Origin of the sequence: Streptomyces sp. NPDC059454 (genome assembly GCF_042749965.1) — a bacterium.
Lineage (GTDB): Bacteria > Actinomycetota > Actinomycetes > Streptomycetales > Streptomycetaceae > Streptomyces.
In genome coordinates this window covers 42421-60965 of sequence record NZ_JBHYVC010000043.1, presented here as the reverse complement: position 1 = coordinate 60965, position 18545 = coordinate 42421, and the positions used below count along the sequence as shown (strand labels likewise).

The 18545-nt window shown below is 73.2% G+C and carries 20 protein-coding genes and 1 pseudogene; 12 read left to right on the top strand and 9 right to left on the bottom strand.

Annotated elements, in window-relative coordinates; all coding sequences use genetic code 11:
• Positions 1-51: 51 nt before the first annotated feature.
• Both ACFXAE_RS25490 and ACFXAE_RS25485 read right to left on the bottom strand, forming a co-directional pair.
• A complete protein-coding gene (locus ACFXAE_RS25490; RefSeq protein ID WP_384718813.1) occupies positions 52-273 on the bottom strand; it encodes a hypothetical protein in 222 nt (73 codons plus the stop codon).
• 31 nt (positions 274-304) lie between these two features.
• Entirely contained in the window at positions 305-1552 is a 1248-nt protein-coding gene (locus ACFXAE_RS25485) for an anion permease (RefSeq protein WP_384718811.1), read from the bottom strand.
• Between the two features lie 493 nt (positions 1553-2045).
• On the opposite strand from ACFXAE_RS25485, the gene ACFXAE_RS25480 reads away from it, so the two are divergent.
• The 3 genes from ACFXAE_RS25480 to ACFXAE_RS25470 all read left to right on the top strand — a co-directional run bounded on the left by ACFXAE_RS25480 (position 2046) and on the right by ACFXAE_RS25470 (position 5905).
• Positions 2046-2834 carry a class II aldolase/adducin family protein gene (locus ACFXAE_RS25480; protein WP_384718809.1) on the top strand — a complete coding sequence of 263 codons (789 nt, stop codon included), beginning with the start codon at positions 2046-2048 and terminating at the stop codon, positions 2832-2834.
• A 156-nt stretch (positions 2835-2990) separates the two neighbouring features.
• Positions 2991-4118 (top strand): alpha/beta hydrolase, encoded by a 1128-nt coding sequence (locus ACFXAE_RS25475; protein ID WP_384718807.1) that lies wholly within the window; start codon positions 2991-2993, stop codon positions 4116-4118.
• A gap of 245 nt (positions 4119-4363) precedes the next feature.
• Positions 4364-5905 carry a hypothetical protein gene (locus ACFXAE_RS25470; RefSeq protein WP_384718821.1) on the top strand — a complete coding sequence of 514 codons (1542 nt, stop codon included), beginning with the start codon at positions 4364-4366 and terminating at the stop codon, positions 5903-5905.
• 72 nt (positions 5906-5977) lie between these two features.
• Here ACFXAE_RS25470 and ACFXAE_RS25465 read toward each other — a convergent pair.
• A pseudogene (locus ACFXAE_RS25465) lies at positions 5978-6260 on the bottom strand (hypothetical protein); the annotation flags it as partial.
• Between the two features lie 156 nt (positions 6261-6416).
• Between ACFXAE_RS25465 and ACFXAE_RS25460 the strand changes: the two are divergent.
• The 3 genes from ACFXAE_RS25460 (at position 6417) to ACFXAE_RS25450 (ending at position 9502) form a co-directional block, all read left to right on the top strand.
• Positions 6417-8015, top strand: coding sequence for an ABC-F family ATP-binding cassette domain-containing protein (locus ACFXAE_RS25460; RefSeq protein ID WP_384718805.1), 1599 nt, complete (start codon positions 6417-6419; stop codon positions 8013-8015).
• 355 nt (positions 8016-8370) lie between these two features.
• Positions 8371-8592 carry a helix-turn-helix domain-containing protein gene (locus ACFXAE_RS25455; RefSeq protein WP_016826854.1) on the top strand — a complete coding sequence of 74 codons (222 nt, stop codon included), beginning with the start codon at positions 8371-8373 and terminating at the stop codon, positions 8590-8592.
• Between the two features lie 106 nt (positions 8593-8698).
• A complete protein-coding gene (locus tag ACFXAE_RS25450) occupies positions 8699-9502 on the top strand; it encodes an enoyl-CoA hydratase/isomerase family protein (RefSeq protein WP_384718803.1) in 804 nt (267 codons plus the stop codon).
• A 243-nt stretch (positions 9503-9745) separates the two neighbouring features.
• Here the strand turns inward: ACFXAE_RS25450 and ACFXAE_RS25445 are convergent, their stop codons facing one another.
• Entirely contained in the window at positions 9746-10480 is a 735-nt protein-coding gene (locus ACFXAE_RS25445) for a nucleopolyhedrovirus P10 family protein (RefSeq protein ID WP_384718801.1), read from the bottom strand.
• Positions 10481-10567: 87 nt separating this feature from the next.
• Between ACFXAE_RS25445 and ACFXAE_RS25440 the strand changes: the two genes are divergently transcribed.
• From ACFXAE_RS25440 to amaP, 5 genes are read left to right on the top strand one after another with little or no spacing between them, the layout of a single operon-like run.
• A complete protein-coding gene (locus ACFXAE_RS25440; protein WP_384718799.1) occupies positions 10568-11062 on the top strand; it encodes an Asp23/Gls24 family envelope stress response protein in 495 nt (164 codons plus the stop codon).
• Between the two features lie 25 nt (positions 11063-11087).
• On the top strand, positions 11088-11273 hold the full coding sequence (locus ACFXAE_RS25435; RefSeq protein WP_384718797.1) for a hypothetical protein: 186 nt from the start codon (positions 11088-11090) through the stop codon (positions 11271-11273).
• Positions 11274-11278: 5 nt separating this feature from the next.
• A complete protein-coding gene (locus ACFXAE_RS25430; protein WP_384718795.1) occupies positions 11279-11650 on the top strand; it encodes a hypothetical protein in 372 nt (123 codons plus the stop codon).
• On the top strand, positions 11647-12261 hold the full coding sequence (locus ACFXAE_RS25425; protein WP_384718793.1) for a DUF6286 domain-containing protein: 615 nt from the start codon (positions 11647-11649) through the stop codon (positions 12259-12261). The genes ACFXAE_RS25430 and ACFXAE_RS25425 overlap by 4 nt, the downstream gene beginning before the upstream one ends.
• A 2-nt stretch (positions 12262-12263) precedes the next feature.
• The gene (amaP, locus tag ACFXAE_RS25420; RefSeq protein WP_384718791.1) at positions 12264-12842 is read left to right on the top strand and encodes an alkaline shock response membrane anchor protein AmaP; all 579 of its coding nucleotides are present in this window, start codon (positions 12264-12266) and stop codon (positions 12840-12842) included.
• Positions 12843-12976: 134 nt separating this feature from the next.
• Here the strand turns inward: amaP and ACFXAE_RS25415 are convergent, their stop codons facing one another.
• The 4 genes from ACFXAE_RS25415 to ACFXAE_RS25400 form a co-directional block, all read right to left on the bottom strand.
• The gene (locus tag ACFXAE_RS25415) at positions 12977-13732 is read right to left on the bottom strand and encodes an SDR family oxidoreductase (RefSeq protein ID WP_384718789.1); all 756 of its coding nucleotides are present in this window, start codon (positions 13730-13732) and stop codon (positions 12977-12979) included.
• Positions 13733-13736: 4 nt separating this feature from the next.
• Positions 13737-15518: a glycoside hydrolase family 15 protein gene (locus ACFXAE_RS25410; RefSeq protein ID WP_384718787.1), complete on the bottom strand. Its 1782-nt coding sequence runs from the start codon at positions 15516-15518 to the stop codon at positions 13737-13739.
• 116 nt (positions 15519-15634) lie between these two features.
• Positions 15635-16429, bottom strand: coding sequence for an SURF1 family protein (locus ACFXAE_RS25405; RefSeq protein WP_384718785.1), 795 nt, complete (start codon positions 16427-16429; stop codon positions 15635-15637).
• 62 nt (positions 16430-16491) lie between these two features.
• Positions 16492-16791, bottom strand: a complete 300-nt coding sequence (locus tag ACFXAE_RS25400) for a hypothetical protein (protein WP_384718783.1) — start codon at positions 16789-16791, stop codon at positions 16492-16494.
• Positions 16792-17017: 226 nt separating this feature from the next.
• Here ACFXAE_RS25400 and ACFXAE_RS25395 point away from each other — a divergent pair, with 226 nt between their 5' ends.
• A complete protein-coding gene (locus ACFXAE_RS25395) occupies positions 17018-17266 on the top strand; it encodes a hypothetical protein (protein WP_384718781.1) in 249 nt (82 codons plus the stop codon).
• Between the two features lie 196 nt (positions 17267-17462).
• Here ACFXAE_RS25395 and ACFXAE_RS25390 read toward each other — a convergent pair whose 3' ends face one another.
• A complete protein-coding gene (locus tag ACFXAE_RS25390) occupies positions 17463-18446 on the bottom strand; it encodes a DEDDh family exonuclease (RefSeq protein ID WP_384718779.1) in 984 nt (327 codons plus the stop codon).
• Positions 18447-18545 lie beyond the last annotated feature (99 nt).

Here is an 18545-nt window from a genome sequence, read left to right as displayed (position 1 = left end):
GTGCGGGAGCCGAGGCTCCCGCACCGCCCGCCGGACGGAGACGGCCGGTGATCAGGCCATGATCAGGTAGATCCCGTACCCCACCGCCGCCGCGCACGCCGCGAAGCAGGCGTAGGCGGCGGTGACCGCCAGGGCCGCGGGCTGGCCCTGCGCGGCGGCCCGCTCGCGGCGGGACAGGCCGTTGATGCCGAGGGTGAACAGACCCACCAGGGCCACGGTGACCACGAGGCTGACGCCGAAGACGGAACCGAGGGCCGCCCAGTCGATCTTCATGGTGCTCTTCTTCCTTCGTTCCGGGTCGCGGTCAGACGGTCGTCTTGGCCGGCGGGGCCGCCGGGTCGGTGGGGGCCGGAGCGGGAATGGTGGCCGAGAGGTCCTCGGCCACGGTGCCCGCCGGGGGCGGGGTGACGGCGGCCATGGCCGCCGTCACCACACCGGCCGGCTCCCCGCCGTCGTGGTCGTTGACGTTGGTGTGGTCGACGACCTCGCGCCGGGACAGCTTCCAGATCCCGGCGCTGGAGGCGATCAGGAAGACGGCCACGAGGGCGGTGCCCCAGTCGCCGAAGCCGCAGACCCACTCGGCGAGCGCCGCGACCAGGGCCGCCGCCGGCAGCGTCAGGCCCCAGGCGACGAACATCCGGGTGGCCGTCGACCAGCGGACGACACCGCCCTTGCGGCCCAGGCCCGCACCCATCACGGAACCGGAAACGGAATGCGTGGTGGAGAGGGAGAAACCGAGGTGCGAGGAGGCCAGGATGACCGTCGCGGCACTGGTCTGGGCGGCAAAGCCCTGCTGGGGCTGGAGGTCGGTCAGACCCTTGCCCATGGTGCGGATGATGCGCCAGCCGCCGAGGTAGGTGCCGAGCGCGATGGCGACGCCCGCGGAGAGGATGACCCACATGGGCGGGTCGGAGTCGGGGGCGAGGGTGCCGCCGGCGACCAGGGCGAGGGTGATGATGCCCATCGTCTTCTGGGCGTCGTTGGTGCCGTGGGCCAGGGAGACCAGACCGGCGGAGGCGATCTGCCCGGCGCGGTAGCCCTTCGCGGAGGCCTTGCCGTCGGCCTTCCGGCCCAGGCGGTAGGTCAGCCGGGTGGCGAGCATCGCGGCGAGGCCGGCCACCAGCGGGGCGGCGATCGCGGGGATCAGGACCTTGGTGACGAGGACGTCGCCGTGCACCGCGCCGAAGCCGGCGGAGGCGACGGTGGCGCCGATCAGACCGCCCATGAGGGCGTGCGAGGAGCTGGACGGCAGACCGACCAGCCAGGTCAGGAGGTTCCAGAGGATCGCGCCGACCAACGCGGCGAAGATGACCTCGGGACGGATGCCGGCCTCGTCGACGAGGCCCTTGGAGATCGTGTTGGCGACCTCCACGGAGAGGAATGCGCCCACGAGGTTCAGCACGGCGGACATGGCCACCGCGACCTTGGGCTTGAGGGCACCGGTCGAAATGGTCGTCGCCATCGCGTTCGCGGTGTCGTGGAAACCGTTCGTGAAATCGAACGCGAGTGCGGTTACCACCACAATCGCGAGGATCAGCGAGAAGCTTTCCATTTACCCAGGCAATCGTTCGAGGTCATTGGCTGGTCGAACGTAGGTAACCAGGATGAACGGAAGATGAACTGGAATGGGCATCGTGGTGACCGTAAGAGGGGGCGGGTGCTCCGCCGGATGGCGGGACCGCCGCCGTGTCGTACGGGCGGCCCCGCGATGCGGGCCCTCAGGCGCCCCGGGCGAACCTCTTCATCCGGTCGAGTGAGCCGTTGAAGAGATTCTGGTCACCCGGAAGCGTGGCGCGGCCATGGAGGCGGTGAGCGGGCGGCGGCCACGGAGACGGGACGACGGTGTGTGATCACGGGCCATGTTTCCCCCGGAATGGCGACGTGGTGCACGGGAGGTTCCAGACGTCACTGGAAGATCGTTGAACGGCTGACGACCTCCGGCCAAGAGGAATCGAAGGGTCGTATGTGCCGATATGCGCTCTTCCGGAGGGTCGGCTTCCGGACTGCAGTGCCCCGCGTCGGGGGCCGCCTGGCAGGATCACGGCATGGCTGAGCGGCGGCGGGACGGGCGGGAAGCGGGGGGCGCCGGGGGTGGTGCCCGGGACGTGGGGGAGCCGCGGGGGAGGCGTGTGCGCGAGGAGGAGGCGCGCGCCTGGGCGGAACTCGTCGACACCGCGCGCCGGACCGTCGCCGACGGACTCGTCGTCGGCACCTCCGGCAACGTCTCGGTGCGGGTCGGCGGGACCGTCCTGGTCACGCCGTCGGGGGTGCCGTACGACCGGCTGACGTCGGACGACGTGACGGGCGTCGACCTCACCGGCCGGCAGGTCCTCGGCACGCTCGTCCCCACCAGCGAGCTGCCCGTGCATCTGGCCGTCTACCGGACCACCGGCGCACACGCCGTCGTGCACACGCACGCCGTGCACGCGACGGCCGTCTCCACGCTCCTCGACGAGCTGCCGCTGATCCACTACATGGCCGCGGCGCTCGGCGGACCCGTCCGGGTTGCCCGCTACGCGACGTACGGCACGGACGAATTGGCCGAGAACATGCTCCGCGCCCTCGACGGCCGCACCGGCTGCCTCCTGCGGAACCACGGCACCGTCACCCACGGCACGACCCTCGCCCAGGCCTACGACCGCACGGCCCAGCTGGAGTGGATGTGCCGCCTCTGGCTGACCGCGTCGTCCGTCCCGGGCCTGTCCCCGCACCTGCTGACCCCCGAGCAGCTGGCGGAGGCGGGGGAACGCCTGCGGGGGTACGGACAACATCCGGCCCGTCCGGCGATCGAGGACGAGGCCCGTTCGGGGCCGAACGGGAGTCCGGGGGTGTAGCCCCCGCGGATGGGACGGGAAGGGGCGGCGGGGGCGAAGGGAAACACCTTCCCGGGACCCCACGCCCGCGTGACGGCGTCCGTACGCGGAAGGGCGGACCGCCGGCCGTGCCGTGCCCGCTGGCCGGGTACACGTTCCGACATGACACTGGAGAACGTGCGCACTGTCAGAGCGACGGCCGCTGCCGTCACCGCCGTGATAGGGGCCGGCGCCGCCGCGGTCGCCGTCGGCCGGTTCGCCAGCGACGCCGCGCTCAGGACGCCCCCGGGCGGACCCCTGCCCACCGAACCCGGGCTCACCGTCCACGCCACCGCCGCCGGCCAGATCGCCCTCACCAGGGATTTCGCCGCACTGCGGCCCGGACGCCACGGTCTCACCGGTGACGGTTTCCACGCGGTCGTCGGACCCGTACTGCCCGGTGCCCCGGACTCCGCCGACACCGTCGTACGCCGCCTCGAACGCGTCACGTACGGCACCCTGGAACCCGGCGACCGTGCCTGGCTCACCCCGAACCTGTACGTCGGCGACCCGGGCAGCGCCCTCGGCCTGGACCACACCGAACTCGACGTCCCCGGCGAACTCGGCCCCCTGCCCGCATGGTTCGTGCCGGGTGCCCGGGACACCTGGGTGGTCGCCGTCCACGGCCTCGGCACCACCCGGGAGCACACCATGAACCTCATGGAGTTCCTGCACCGCCACCGCTTCCCGGTGCTCGCCCCCGCCCACCGGGGCGACCCCGGGGCGCCGCGCTCCCCGGACGGCCTCAACCACCTCGGCGAGACCGAGTGGCGCGATCTCGACGCGGTGCTCCACCACGCCGTGGACTCCGGTGCCCGGCAGGTCGTCCTGTACGGCTGGTCCACCGGCGCGACCATGGCGCTGCGCGCCGCCGCCCGCTCCGAGGTGCGCGCACGCGTCGCCGGTCTCGTCCTCGACTCCCCGGTGCTCAGCTGGGAGGCGACCCTGCGCGCCCTCGCCGCGGCCCGGCACACCCCGGGCGCGCTGCTGCCGCTCGCGGTCCGCGCCGCCCAGGGACGCACGGGCCTGTACGGCGACCGCAGGCCCGGCGCCGTCCGCCTGGACCGGATCGCGGTCCCCACGCAGATCTTCCACGGCCCCGACGACACGGTGGCGCCGTGGCGGTTCTCCCGCCGCCTCGCCGCCGACCACCCGAACACCGTCATCCTGCACACCGTCAGGGGCGCCCCGCACGGCGCGATGTGGAACGCCGACCCGGGGGCCTACGAGGAGGCGCTGCGGCGCTTCCTCACTCCTCTGATGTGACCGCGAGGGGGGGAGCACCGGACAGCCGGTGCCGAGGATTCCGTTTATTGCCGTACCAGTGGCCTGAATCCCTCCCCGCGACCCCGTCCGGGGCCGGGGCGCGAGCCGTCCCGGAGTTCCCGCCGGCATTCCGTTTGGGTTTTCGGACCGTCAACCGCGAGACTGCACCCGTGACGTCCCGTATCCCGCGCGACTCCAGGCTCCGACTCGTCCGCCCGCGACCCCTGGCCGCCGCCCCCAGAGCGATGGACCAGCGGCGCTCGCGCCGTCCCGCGCCACGACCCCCGGAGGGCACGCCGGCACCGGCGGAGCTGGCCAGAATGGCGCGCTCCGGTCTGGCCGCCGCGGCCCGCGTCGCCCGCTGGGCCGACGCCGCCCTCGGCCCCGGCGGGGACAGCGCCACCGCCGACGGCAAGGCCACCCTCTCCGACGCGACCGCCGAACGGGCGGCCCGTGCTCTGGGTCTGACCCCCGCTCAGGTCCGCGCGGACTGGGACACCGCCCGCCTGGCCGGCCTCATCGAGGTGCACGGCGACAGCGCCCGCCCGGGCTGGCGGCTGCGCGCCTGGGACCGTGACGACAGCGCCGTGCTGCGCGGCTGGGTCGCCCTCTGCGACGCCTGGTCGCTCGCCCACCCGGAACCCGAGGAGTACGAGGCCGCCGCCGTCGCCGAGGTCGTCACGGCCATGCCGCAGGTCCTCTCCTTCCTCCAGCTCTCCGCCGGCCCGGTCCCCGTACCCCAACTCCTGGACCTCCTCCAGCAGCGGGTCACCGAACTCCGCACGGAACGCTGCGAGGTCGACTACGTTCCGCAGCCCGAGGTCTCCCGGTCCGGCGCGGCCCTTCCCGACGCGCCGGGGCCCGACGCGCCGGGGTCGGACACGTCCGGTGCCGCCGGTGACCGGCCCGGCGCGGCCGGTCCCGAGGCGCCGCGGACCGAAGCGGCCCGGCTGGACACACCGCAGGTACCCGCGTCCGGAGCCGCCGGGGCCCGGTCCGGACCCGGGCCCAGACCCAGGGTGCCGCTTCAGCGGCCCCGCCCCGCGCTCGCCGCCCCCGCCGCCGACGCCCCGCTCGAGCCGCTGCTCGACTGGGCGCTGCGCGCCCTCGCCTCCGTCGGGGCCCTCACCTACGGCGACGGGCAGGCCACGCTCACCCCGCTCGGCAGCTGGGCGGTGTGGGTCAAACTGGAGCAGATCTGCGTCGCCGCGCAGAGCCCCGCCGGGAACATCGAGCAGGGCGCCGAGGACATGCTGCGCGGCTGCGCCCAGCTGCGCCCCAACGCGGCCCGCGCCGAATACCGCGCCTGGCTCGCCGCCCGGCCGGTCGGCAGCGCCGTCACGGAGCTGATCGACGCCGCCCGGGGCGAGGACGCCCTGCTGCGCGGCCTCGCCTTCGAGGCGCTGCGCGTGGTCGGCGGCCCCGCCGAGCCCGAGGTCCGCACCGTGCTCGACGAGCCGACGCTGCGGCCGTACGCCCTGCTGTGGCTCGCCGAGCACGACGGCGCCGACCCCGAGGACGCCCACGAGGTCCTCACCCGCGAGGAGGCCACCTGGCTGTGGGTGGACACCGCGGCCGCCGTCGCCGACCACGGCGAGGCCCCGCTGCTGGTCCGCCATCTGGAGTCCGCGGTCCAGCCGACCGTCCCCGCGCTGCTCACCGAGGTGCGCGCCGTCGGCCACCCGCGCACCGTCCAGGTCCTGGTCGCCCTGGCCGCCGCCCACCCCGACCCGGCCCTGGCCAAGGCGGTCCGCCGAGCCGCCTTCCAGGTGCACAGGGGCGGCTGACCGGGCTCCGGCCCGGACCGGGGTTCGGGCTCCCGTTCCGGGCGTACGCGCGAAAGCTCCGGACGCCGCCCTCGGGGGCATCAGGATCTCCGCGCCCCGGTCCACCGCGCGCCGGTGGTGTGCGTCGGCGTCGTCCACGACGACGTACACCCTGCCGTGCCCCTGCCGTGCCCAGCGTCACCACGTTGCCGCCCTGCACCGGTTCGGCGTGCGTCACCGTGCCGTCCGCGCCCTCGTGCACCGACGGTTCCGTGACGCCGAAAGCCTTCGTGGGCTGCCGGACCGCCGCCTTCGCGGCCGCGTGCGGCAGCGTCGGGACGACGCCCGGACGCCCACCTGCCGACCGGTCCGGCACCGGCCACCGGCCACCACCGGGCCCACCCGCACCCAGGAAAAGTGGTTGCACGGCCCCGTTAGAATGGCTCGCATGGCCATTCTCCTCGCGCATTAGACGGCGGGAACGTCCTCAGCCGCCCACCGCCACCCTCCCCCATCGCCCAGGAGTCTGTCCGTGATCTCCGCCTCCGGCATCGAGCTGCGCGCCGGTGCCCGCGTCCTCATCGAAAGCGCCACCTTCCGCATCGCCAAGGGCGACCGCATCGGCCTCGTCGGCCGCAACGGCGCCGGCAAGACCACCCTCACCAAGGTCCTCGCCGGCCAGGGCATCCCCGCCGGCGGCACCGTCACCCGCTCCGGCGAGGTCGGCTACCTGCCCCAGGACCCCCGCACCGGCGACCTCGACGTGCTCGCCCGCGACCGCATCCTCTCCGCCCGCGGCCTCGACGCACTGATCCGCAAGATGCGCGAGAACGAGCAGCGCATCGCCAACGGTCAGGGCGCCACCCGCGAGAAGGCGCTTCGGCAGTACGAGCGCCAGGAGACCGAGTTCCTCACCAAGGGCGGATACTCCGCCGAGGCCGAGGCCGCCACCATCGCCGCCGCGCTGAACCTGCCCGACCGCGTGCTCGGCCAGCCCCTGCACACCCTCTCCGGCGGTCAGCGCCGCCGCGTCGAGCTCGCCCGCATCCTCTTCTCCGACGCGGACACCTTGCTCCTCGACGAGCCGACCAACCACCTCGACGCCGACTCGATCGTCTGGCTGCGCGACTACCTCAAGACCTACCGCGGCGGCTTCATCGTGATCTCCCACGACGTGGACCTGGTCGAGACGGTCGTCAACAAGGTGTTCTACCTGGACGCCAACCGCGCCACGATCGACGTCTACAACATGGGCTGGAAGCTCTACCAGCAGCAGCGCGAGGCCGACGAGAAGCGCCGCAGGCGCGAGCGGCAGAACGCCGAGAAGAAGGCGTCCGCGCTGCATTCGCAGGCCGACAAGATGCGCGCCAAGGCCACCAAGACGGTCGCCGCGCAGAACATGGCCCGCCGGGCGGACAAGCTGCTGGCCGGCCTGGAGGCCGAGCGGAAGTCCGACAAGGTCGCCAAGCTGCGCTTCCCCGAGCCGTCCCCGTGCGGCAAGACCCCGCTCATGGCGGAGGGACTGTCGAAGTCCTATGGTTCGCTGGAGATCTTCACCGACGTCGACCTGGCCATCGACAAGGGCTCCCGCGTCGTCATCCTCGGCCTCAACGGCGCGGGCAAGACCACCCTGCTCCGCCTCCTCGGCGGCGCCGAGAAGCCCGACACCGGCCAGGTCATCGAGGGCCACGGCCTCAAGCTCGGCTACTACGCACAGGAGCACGAGACCCTCGACCCGGAGCGCACGGTCCTGGAGAACATGCGCTCCGCCGCCCCCGACCTCGACCTCGTCGAGGTCCGCAAGACGCTCGGCTCGTTCCTGTTCTCCGGCGACGACGTGGACAAGCCGGCCGGTGTCCTCTCCGGCGGCGAGAAGACCCGTCTGGCGCTGGCGACCCTCGTGGTCTCCTCGGCGAACGTGCTGCTGCTCGACGAGCCGACCAACAACCTCGACCCGGCCAGCCGCGAGGAGATCCTCGGCGCGCTGCGCACGTACAAGGGCGCGGTCGTCCTCGTCACGCACGACGAGGGCGCCGTCGAGGCGCTCCAGCCGGAGCGGATCATCCTGCTGCCGGACGGCGTCGAGGACCTGTGGGGCGCCGACTACGCGGATCTGGTCGCCCTCGCCTGAGAGACGTCAGCCGGGGTTGACCGAAGGTGTGATCCACTGCGTATGGATCATTCGGCCCATCGGTGATCCATCATTCGTGTGAGATCTCCTCATCCCGAGGTGTGTCCTACACGGATTTCGCGGCCGAGCTCCCGGTGAACCGGGGCTCGGCCGTCACGCCTTTCTGACCTGGTGCTTCGTGGAAGAACCCGTTCGGAGGCACCGCCGACACGCCGCGGAATCTCTCGTTCCGCATGTGGGGATGCGCTCCCGTCGTCACAACCTTGTCTCATCGACCTTGCCGAATGGGTGGCCATGAAGCCCCGGAGGGGTGATCATGAGGAGACCAGAGCGCACTTCCCATGAGGAGGCACGGGTGGCCGAGACTCTGAAGAAGGGCAGCCGGGTGACCGGCGCCGCGCGCGACAAGCTCGCGGCAGACCTGAAGAAGAAGTACGACGCCGGTGCGAGCATCCGGGCATTGGCCGAGGAGACCGGCCGCTCGTATGGCTTCGTGCACCGCATGCTCAGCGAATCGGGCGTCACGCTGCGAGGGCGTGGCGGGGCGACACGGGGCAAAAAGGCCCCTACGGCCTGACCTCGGATGCCCCGAGAACCCGATGGTGCCACCCGGTCGGCCGACTGACCGGCCGGGTGGTTACTGTGCAGTCACTTAGGTTGACCGCACCCATCGGAGGCGCTCCATGGCTTCGTCCGCCCAGGACCTCGGTCCCGTACTCGACAAGGACGGCGTACGGCTCACCGTCGACGACGCGATCGCCACGGTGACGCTGACCAACCCGGCCAAGCGCAACGTGCAGAGCCCCGCTCTGTGGCGGGCGCTGACCGAGGCGGGCCGGCTGCTGCCCGGCTCCGTCCGGGTCGTGGTGCTGCGCGGGGAGGGCAAGTCCTTCTCCGCCGGGCTCGACCGGCAGATGTTCACGCCCGAGGGAATCGAGGGCGAGCCGTCGTTCATCGACCTGGCGCGTCGCGACGACGCCGCGCTGGACGCGACCATCGCCGAGTACCAGGAGGCGTTCACCTGGTGGCGGCGCAGCGACATCGTGTCCGTCGCGGCCGTCCAGGGACACGCCATCGGGGCCGGATTCCAGCTGGCCCTCGCCTGTGACCTGCGCGTCGTCGCGGACGACGTGCAGTTCGCCATGCGCGAGACCAGCCTCGGTCTCGTCCCCGACCTGACCGGTACGCATCCGCTGGTCGGTCTCGTCGGATACGCACGCGCGCTGGAGATCTGCGCGACCGGGCGCTTCGTCACGGCCGAGGAGTCCGTGAACACCGGCCTGGCCAACCTCGCCGTGCCCGCGGCCGACCTGGACGCGGCGGTCCAGGACCTCGCCGGGGCCCTGCTGGCCGCCCCCCGGGACGCCGTCATCGAGACCAAGTCCCTGCTCCGCGGCGCCCAGGACCGCACCTACGACGAACAACGCACCGCCGAACGAGCAGCCCAGTCCCGCCGCCTGCGCGACCTGGCCGGCCTGGGCGACTGACCCACCGCCCTCCGCTTCCGCGGGCAGTGGTGCTTTTGTGTCTCCGCTTCCGCGGGCAGTCGTGCCTTTGTGCCTCCGCTCCCGCGGGCAGTCGTGCCTTTGTGCCTCCGCTCCCGCGGGCAGTCGTGCCTTTGTGCCTCCGCTCCCGCGGGCAGTCGTGCCGCTGGGGCGGCACGGGTGGGCGCGACGGCACCCCGCAAGCGCCGGGCTGCGCGAACACCCCACCCCAGCGGACCACCCCGGTCAGTCGACCGCTGTGATCAGCACGGCCACCGTGGGCCCATCCGGCAGAGCGGACGCCACCGCTGAACGAACGCCCCGGGCCACGTCCAGCGGACGGGCATCCGCCACGACCGCGAGGTCCACGCGCGCGTGGCGCCGGGGCAGACTGGCGCCACCCGGGTGCTCAGCCAGGTGCACGGAGCGGCCCAGCGCGCCCGTCAACCGGCTCACCCCCGGCACGGCGCGCGCCGCCACCGCGACACGACCCGCCTCGGAGCCGGAATCCGACGGCTCGGGTCCCGACTCCCGCACCGGCTCCGCAACCGGAACCGGCACCGGCACCGGCACCGGCTCCGCGTCCAGCAACTCCGTCACCCGCAGATCCACCTCCGTGACGGCCAACCCGACCCGCTCCACCGCCGCTTCCGCCAGCACCGTACGCAGCCGCGACGCCGTCACCGGCACCGGCCGCGCCGCCGTGGCCGCGAACTCGACGGTCAGCCGCAACGGCCCCGGCGGCAGCGCGCTCGGCGGAGGCGGTACGACCGGCTCGCCCGTCGCCGCCTCCGGATCGGCGAGCCCGATCCGGACACCGTCCAGGCGCACGCCCGGCGCATCCCGTACCACCGCGCGCCGCAGGACAGCCTCCGCCGCCCACTCCGCGATCCACGCGCCGTCGCGTGGCCCTCCCAGGGGCAGGATCCTGCCCAGCCCCACCTGTTGCCGCACCGCCCGAGTCCACCGGTCCACTGTCATTCCTCCAGCCTGACGCATCCCCGGCGCGGTAACGGGCAACCGCGCATACGGTGGTCGTAAGGAGGACGATCGAAGGGATGTACGGCGATGACCGACATGACCGAAGAGGGCTCGGTACGGGCCCCCGACCCGGAGAAGAACCTCTTGGAGGCCACCCCCCGCAAGGGTCATGGAACCCGGCGCGGCGGTGGTGATCCCGCGACCCGTGGCCGTACCACCATCGCCGACGGCGTCGTGGAGAAGATCGCGGGGCTGGCCGCGCGGGACGTGCTCGGCGTGCACGCCATGGGCAGCGGCCTGTCACGGACCTTCGGCGCCGTGCGCGACCGCGTGCCCGGCGGCTCGAAGTCGGTGACGCGCGGTGTGAAGGCCGAGGTGGGCGAGTTGCAGACCGCGCTCGACCTGGAGATCGTCATCGACTACGGCGTGTCCATCGCCGATGTCGCCAGGGCCGTACGGGAGAACGTCATCGCGGCGGTCGAGCGGATGACCGGCCTGGAGGTCGTCGAGGTCAACATCGCGGTGAGCGACGTGAAACTGCCCGAGGAGGAGGACGAGGAGCCGGAGACACGCCTTCAGTGAGGCTCGGTGAGCGGAGGAGCGCACCATGAACGTGGCCGTGGTCGGCATGATCGTCGGCATGGCGTTGGGTTTCGCCGGATACTTCGGCGGATTCGGGGCTTTCCTGCTGGTGGCGGCCCTGGGTGCCGTCGGGTTCGTCGTCGGGCGGTTCCTCGAGGGGGACCTGGAACTCGGCGACTTCTTCCGAGCCCGTGACGAACGGCGGCGGTGACGGCGATGAGCACGATCGCCGAGCCCGGCCGGGGCCCGGCCGCCGTCGCGCCCGGCGAGCGCGGGGCGACCAGGATCGCCGACCGGGTGGTCGCGAAGATCGCCTCGCAGGCGGCCCGCGAGGCGGTCGGCCCCCTGCCGCCGGGCACCGCTCCGCCGCACGCCACGGTGGTGGTGCGCCATGAGGCCGCCCGGGTCCGGGTGCACGTCGAACTCGACTACCCCGGTGACATCGGCGGCCGGTGCGCGCGGGTGCGGCGCCAGGTGGTCGACCGGGTGCGCGCTCTGGCGGGGATGCACGTACCGGAGGTCGTCGTCCTGGTCGAGCGGCTGCACCTGACGGCCACGCCGGAAGCGGCCCGGGGGAGGACGCGATGAGCGACCCCGGGGGCACGGTCCTGGAGAAGAACCCGCCGCCCGCGGAGGTGCCCGGCGGCTCCGGCGGGCACCGGCGCTTCTGGTCGGCCCGCCGGGTCCCCGCGGGCCTGGTCGCGCTGCTGACCCTGCTGATCACGGGCGCGTTCCTGTACGACGTCGCCGCCGTGCGGGCCCATCGCTCCGCGCTGGGCTGGCGCCGGGAACTGGCCCGGCAACTCGCGGAACGGCCCCTGGACGACATCTGGGTGCTGATCGGCGCCGGTGTCGCCACCGCCCTCGGGCTCTGGCTGCTGCTGCTCGCCCTGACCCCCGGCCTGCGCGCCCTGCTCCCGATGCGTCCCACGGATCCCGACGTCCGCGCGGGACTGCACCGGGACGCCGCCGCCATGGTGCTGCGGGACCGGGCCCTGGAGGTGGCCGGCGTGCGGTCGGTGCGGGTCAGGGTGAGACGCCGTCGCGCGGACGTCCGCGCGGTGGCGCACTTCCGTGAACTGGACGATGTACGGGCTGACTTGGCCGCGGTGCTCGACGACGCCGTGGAAGGTCTTGGCCTGGCCCGGCCGCCCTCGCTGTCACTGCGTGTACGGCGGCCCGGCCGGAAGGGGCGGTAGAGGTGCTCAAGGGCGTCAACCGGGTGCTGCTCGCAATCGTGGGGCTGGTGCTGGTCGTCCTCGGCGGGTCCGTGCTGGCGATCGGGCTGGGGGCGCCGGCGCCCTCCTGGTGGCCGCACGACGGACGGCACGACGTGCTGCTGGACGAGGCCGAGCGGACCCGGTGGCGGGACGACGGCTGGTGGTGGCCGGTCGTCATCGCCGTTCTCGCCGTCCTGGTCCTGCTCTCCCTGTGGTGGCTGCTCGCGGTGCTGCGCAGGCGACGGCTGGCGGAGGTACGGGTCGACACCGGCGACGACGAGGACGCGTCACTGCGCGGGCGGGCCCTGGAACAGGCACTCGCCGAGGAGGCGAGCCACCTGGACGGCGTAGCCCGGGCCCATGTCCTCCTGACCGGCCGCCGGGGCGCCCCCAGAGCCCGCGTACTCCTCCGCCTGCAACCCCACATCGACCCCGGAACCACCCTGCAGTCCCTGACGAGGGGCCCCCTCACCCACGCCCGGGACTCCGCAGGCCTCGCCACCCTCCCCACGGAGACCCGCCTGCAAGCCGTGAAACACCGCCCCGAACGAGTGACCTGACCTGCCCCCCCCGTAACCGCGGGCAGTCGTGCCGCAGGGCGGCACGGGTGGGCGCGACGGCGCCCCGCAAGCGCCGGGCCGCGCGACCACCCCCGCTCCGCACCAGCACAGGGCACCCGTGAAACGGCCGGGCGTCAGAACCCGTGCCGCACCCCACCGTCCACCGGCACCATCACCCCGGACAGATAGGACGCCGCCGGCGACAGCAAGAACGCCGCCGCACGCCCGAACTCCGCAGGACTCCCGTACCGCCGCAACGGAATCCGCGACTCCGCAGCCTGCCGCGTAGCCTCCGGATCCGCCGACAACGAGTCCAGCTCCCGCACCCGGTCCGTATCGATGCGCCCGGGCAGCAGCCCCACCACCCGAATCCCCCGCGGCCCCAACTCGTCCGCCAGCGACTTGGCGAACCCGGCCAGCCCCGGCCGCAGACCGTTGGAAATGGTCAGCCCGGGAATCGGCTCGTGCACCGACCCCGACAGCACGAACCCGATGACACCCCCCTCACCCAGCTCCGCCGCGGACGCCCGCGCCATCCGCACCGCGCCCAGGAACACCGACTCGAACGCCGCCTGCCACTGCTCGTCGGTGGTGTCGGAGACGAACCCCGGCGGCGGCCCGCCCACGCTGACGAGGATGCCGTCGAAGCGCCCGAACCGCTCCCGCGCGGTGGCGATCAGCCGCGCCGGCGCCTCGGGGTCGGCGTTGTCGACGGCCACCCCGACCGCGTCCGGACCCAGCACGGCCGCCGCCTGAGCGACGGTCTCCTCCTCCCGTCCCGTGACGACCACCTTCGCGCCGTCGGCGACGAGCTCCCGCGCGGAGGCGTTGCCCAGCCCGCGGGTCGCCCCGGTGACGACGTACACCCGGTCCTTCAGTCCAAGATCCATGGCCCTATCCTGCCCCCTCGTCCCCGAACAGGGCGAGAGCGGTGTTCACCAGGCCGATGTGGCTGAACGCCTGCGGGAAGTTGCCCAGCAGCCGCCCGCCCACCGGGTCGTACTCCTCCGCCAGCAGACCCACGTCGTTGGCGAGCCCCATCAGCCGTTCGAACAGCTCGCGCGCCTCCTTCGTCCTGCCGGTCATGTGCAGGGCGTCCGCGAGCCAGAACGAACAGACCAGGAACGTGCCCTCCCCGCCGGGCAGCCCGTCGACGGCCGTGGCCTGCGGGGTGTAGCGGCGCACGAACCCGTTCTGCCCCAGCTCCGCGCGGACCGCGTCGATGGTGCCCAGCACCCGGGGATCGTCGGGCGGCAGGAAACCCACCCGGGGGATCAGCAGCAGCGCGGCGTCGAGTTCGCGGGAGCCGTACGACTGCGTGAACGTGTTCCGCGCGGGGTCGTACCCCTTCTCGCACACCTCCCGGTGCACCTCGTCGCGCAGCGCGCGCCAGCCGTCCAGGTCCCCGTCGAAGTCCGGGTGCCCCTCCAGCGTGCGCACCGCGCGGTCGGCGGCCACCCACACCATCACCTTGGAGTGCACGAAGTGGCGCCGGCCGCCGCGCACCTCCCACAGCCCCTCGTCCGGCTGCCGCCACGCCGTGCGCAGGAAGTCCATCAGCACCGACTGCAACGCCCACACGTCCGGCTGCGCGGACAGCCCCGAACTCCGCGCCAGCGCCAGGGAGTCCATGACCTCGCCGTACACGTCCAGCTGGAGCTGGTTCACGGCGGCGTTGCCGATCCGTACGGGTGTGGCACCGCCGAAACCGGACAGCCACGGCAGCTCGAACTCCGGCAACCGCCGCTCACCCGCGAGCCCGTACATGATCTGCAGGTCCGCCGGATCGCCCGCGACCGCGCGGAGCAGCCAGTTGCGCCAGGCCTCCGCCTCGTCCTGGTACCCGGCGGCCAGCAGCGCGTTCAGGGTCAGGGTGGAGTCGCGCAGCCAGCAGAAGCGGTAGTCCCAGTTGCGCACCCCGCCCGGTTCCTCCGGCAGCGAGGTGGTGGGCGCGGCGACGATGCCGCCGGTGGGGCGGTAGGTGAGCGCCTTGAGGGTGATCAGCGACCGGACGACCTCGTCCCGGTGCGGGCCGTCGTAACGGCACCGGGCCGCCCAGGCGCGCCAGTCCGCGACGCTGTGCCGCAGCGAGGAGTGCGGGTCGACCAGTGGGGGCCGCGGCTCGTGGGAGGGGTGCCAGGTGAGCACGAACGCGACCCGCTCGCCCTCCCGCACCGTGAACTCGGAGACGGTGCACCGGTCCTCGCCCCAGGTGTCCACGTCCGGGACGCTGCGCAGCCACGCCGAGTCCGGCCCGGCCACCGCCACCCGGTGCCCGTTCTCCTTGCGCACCCACGGCACGACCGAGCCGTAGTCGAAGCGCAGCCGCAGCGTGCTGCGCACGGTCACCTCGCCCCGTACGCCCTGCACGATCCGCACCAGGTCCGGCGCGCGGTGGCGCTGCGGCATCAGGTCGGTGACCAGCACCGCCCCCTCGGGGGTCTCCCACTCGGTGTCCAGGACCAGTGTGTCCTTGCGGTAGGAGCGGCGGGTGTACCGGTCCGCGCCGGCCGGGGCGATGCGCCAGTGCCCGTTGTCCTCGTCCCCGAGCAGCCGCGCGAAGCAGGCCGCCGAGTCGAAGCGGGGCAGGCAGAGCCAGTCGACCGAGCCGTCCGCGCCCACCAGGGCAGCGGTCTGTTCGTCGCCGATGAGCGCGTAGTCCTCGATACGGTGCACGGGGTGCGGGTTCCCGGCAGCCGGGGCGGCAATCAGGGCTGGAGCCGGGGGAGTGACGGACCGTCGGCCGCCGCCGCGCCGTCACCGGAGGAGACCGCACCGGGGTCCGAGGAGGGCTACACCGCCGCCGGTTCCGTCTCCTCGGCGTCCGCCTCCCCGGCCGCGGGCCGGGTCCGCTCCAGGGCCTCGCGGCGGGCCAGCACGAACCAGCCGACCGGCACGGCCGCCGCGAACAGCCACCACTGGACGGCGTACGCGTAGTTCAGCGCCGCGTTCTCCTTGCCGGGGTCCCCGAGCCGCTCCGGGGTGCCGTCCTTCGGCTCGGGCGCCGTCTGCGCCACATAGCCGCCGAGCACCTGAGCACCGAGGCGCTCCGCCTGCTGCTCGCTGTTGATCAGCATGATCTGCCGGTCCGGCAGGCCCTCGAGGTCCTTGATGCCGCTCGCCTCGGTCGTCTCGTCGGGCATCAGCCGGCCCTTGACCGTGGTCTCGCCGCGCGGCGGCGCGGGAACCTCGGGGAACGTGGTCCGGCCCGCCTCCGCGGGGATCCAGCCCCGGTTGACGAGCAGGACCTTGCCGTCGTCGAGGACGAAGGGGGTGAGGACGTGGAAGCCGACCCGGTCGTCGGCGTTGGTGCGACGGCGGACGACGACCTCGTCATCCGTGTCGAAGCGCCCCTCGGCGGTCACGGTGCGGTACCGCTCGGCGCGCGTCACGGCGTCCCCCGGCGCGGCCAGCCGCTCCACCGGCACCGGATCGGCGGCCAGCGCGTCGGCGACCAGCCGGTTGCGGGCGGCGCGCTCGTCGTGGCGGTCCATCTGCCAGAAGCCCAGCCAGATCATCGTGGGGACGAGGAGCAGGGCGACCAGCGTGATGATCACCCACTGGCGGGACAACAGAAAGCGGTACACCCCACGACCGTACAACTCGGTCGCGGGGTGCATTCAGGCGGGTACGTCCATTCACACCCGGTCTACGATCCCCGCCCTTCCCTCCGCGCGGGCGCGGTGGCGCCGGCGGAAAGCTTCCGCCGGGCCCGTTCCGGGATCGTCCTGGCCAGGGCACCGGCGCGGATCCTGCCCGCGCGGGTGGTGATCCGGTGGTCACAGGCGACAGCGAGGACGTGGCCGAGCCGGCGTCGCTCCAGCGCGGGCCGCAGGTGCGGGTCGCTCCCGTGGATCTCGTCGTCGGCCACCCGGGACACGAGGATGCCGGCGTCCGGGGTGCGGCCGATCACGCGGGCGGCGCGTGCGGGTCTCGTGGCGAAGCACACGGTGTCGGGTCATCCCGGCGGCCCGGCAGCGGGCCGTGTCCCAGGTCCAGGAGCGTGGGACACGCGGTTCCCGGTCGATCGCCCAGTGGGCGCGAGGGGCGGAGCGGTACGCCCTGTCGGCACGGAGCCGGCCGGGGCGGCGTCTTCGCGGGCCGCGTCGTGAACGGATGGCCGGCGTGGCGCTGTCGGCTTGCGAGTGCCTTCCCGGCGGCTGACCATGATGCTTATGACACGTTGCGAAGTGTGCGGGAATGACTACTCGCTAGCGTTCACCGTGGAGACCCGGGACGGCGCTCGTCACGTCTTTGATTCGTTCGCCTGTGCGATCCACCGCATGGCCCCGATCTGCGAGCACTGCCGGGTGCAGATCATCGGTCAGGGTGTCGAGGCCGACGGCCACTGGTACTGCGGCGCGCACTGCGCCCGCGCCGAGGGCAAGGCGGGCATCGTCGACAAGGTCGGGGCACCGGCATAGGAAGCGGCCCCTCGAATGCGCCGAACGGGTGCCGACCGGGACCGTACGGTCCGCCTTGCCCGCCGGCGGCCCGTTCCTGCGGGCGTCGAGGTCGCCGGGAGTCGTGACGTATGTGGTCGCCATGGGCCACAGGGCGGGCGAGCGGGCGAGTCGCCCGCCGATCACCCGTCCGTACGGTCGGGCCCCGGTCTCCCGGTCAGTCCTCCGACGCGGGTTCGACGTTCCCGAGCAGCTGACCGAACGCGGCCTCGTCGACGACCGGGGTGCCGTACTGCCGGGCCTTGACCGCCTTGGACGTGCCCGAGTCCGGATCGTTGGTGACGAGGAGGCTGGTGAGCCGGGACAGGCTGCCGGCGACATGCAGCCCGGCCTCGGTCGCGCGGTCCTCCAGCAGGTCCCGCTCGATCGAGGTGTCCCCGGAGAACGCCACCCGCATGCCCTGCTTGATCGGCTTGCCCGGTTCGTACCGCCCCGGGTTGGGGTACGGGCACGCGGGCCGCTTGCGGGACGGGCGCCAGCTGGCCGGCCGGTAGCCGCCGGGACCCGCCTGCTGCCCGGTACGGGGCCCGTCCGTCCACTCGGTCAGCGGCCGGCACTCGAGCAGCGGCAGCCGTACGCCACCCGCCGCCGCGGCCCGCAGACTGGGCCGGAACGCCTCCGCCAGCACGCGCGCGTCGTCCAGCGCGTGGTGCGCCCGCCGCTGTACGACACCGAAGTGCGCGGCGAGCGACTCCAGCTTGTGGTTGGGCAGCGGAAGCTTCAGCTCCTTGGAGAGGGCGATGGTGCACAGCCGCTGCTTCACCGGCGCCTCGCTCCGCGCGCGGGCGTACTCCCGGGCGATCATCTGCCAGTCGAAGACCGCGTTGTGCGCGACCAGCACCCGGCCCTCCAGCCGGGTCGCGAACTCCGCGGCGATGTCCTGGAAGAGGGGTGCTCCCTCGAGTACGTCGCTCGTCAGACCGTGTATCCACACCGGGCCCGGGTCCCGCTCCGGATTGACCACCGTGTACCAGTGGTCCTCGACCTCACCGCGCGCGTCCAGCCGGTAGACGGCCGCGGAGATGATGCGGTCGTCCCGGGCCAGCCCCGTGGTCTCCACGTCGACGACCGCGTATCCCTGCGGGTACGCGGCCGGCCACGCGGTGGGGGAGGACGCTGCGGTCATGAGGTCGTCGAGCATGGTTCACGAGGATACGGGCCGGGACTGACACCGCCGACCGCCAGGCCCTCCCGCACGGCCCGCGCGTGCGGACGCCGGGAATGTCCGTACGCGTCGCGA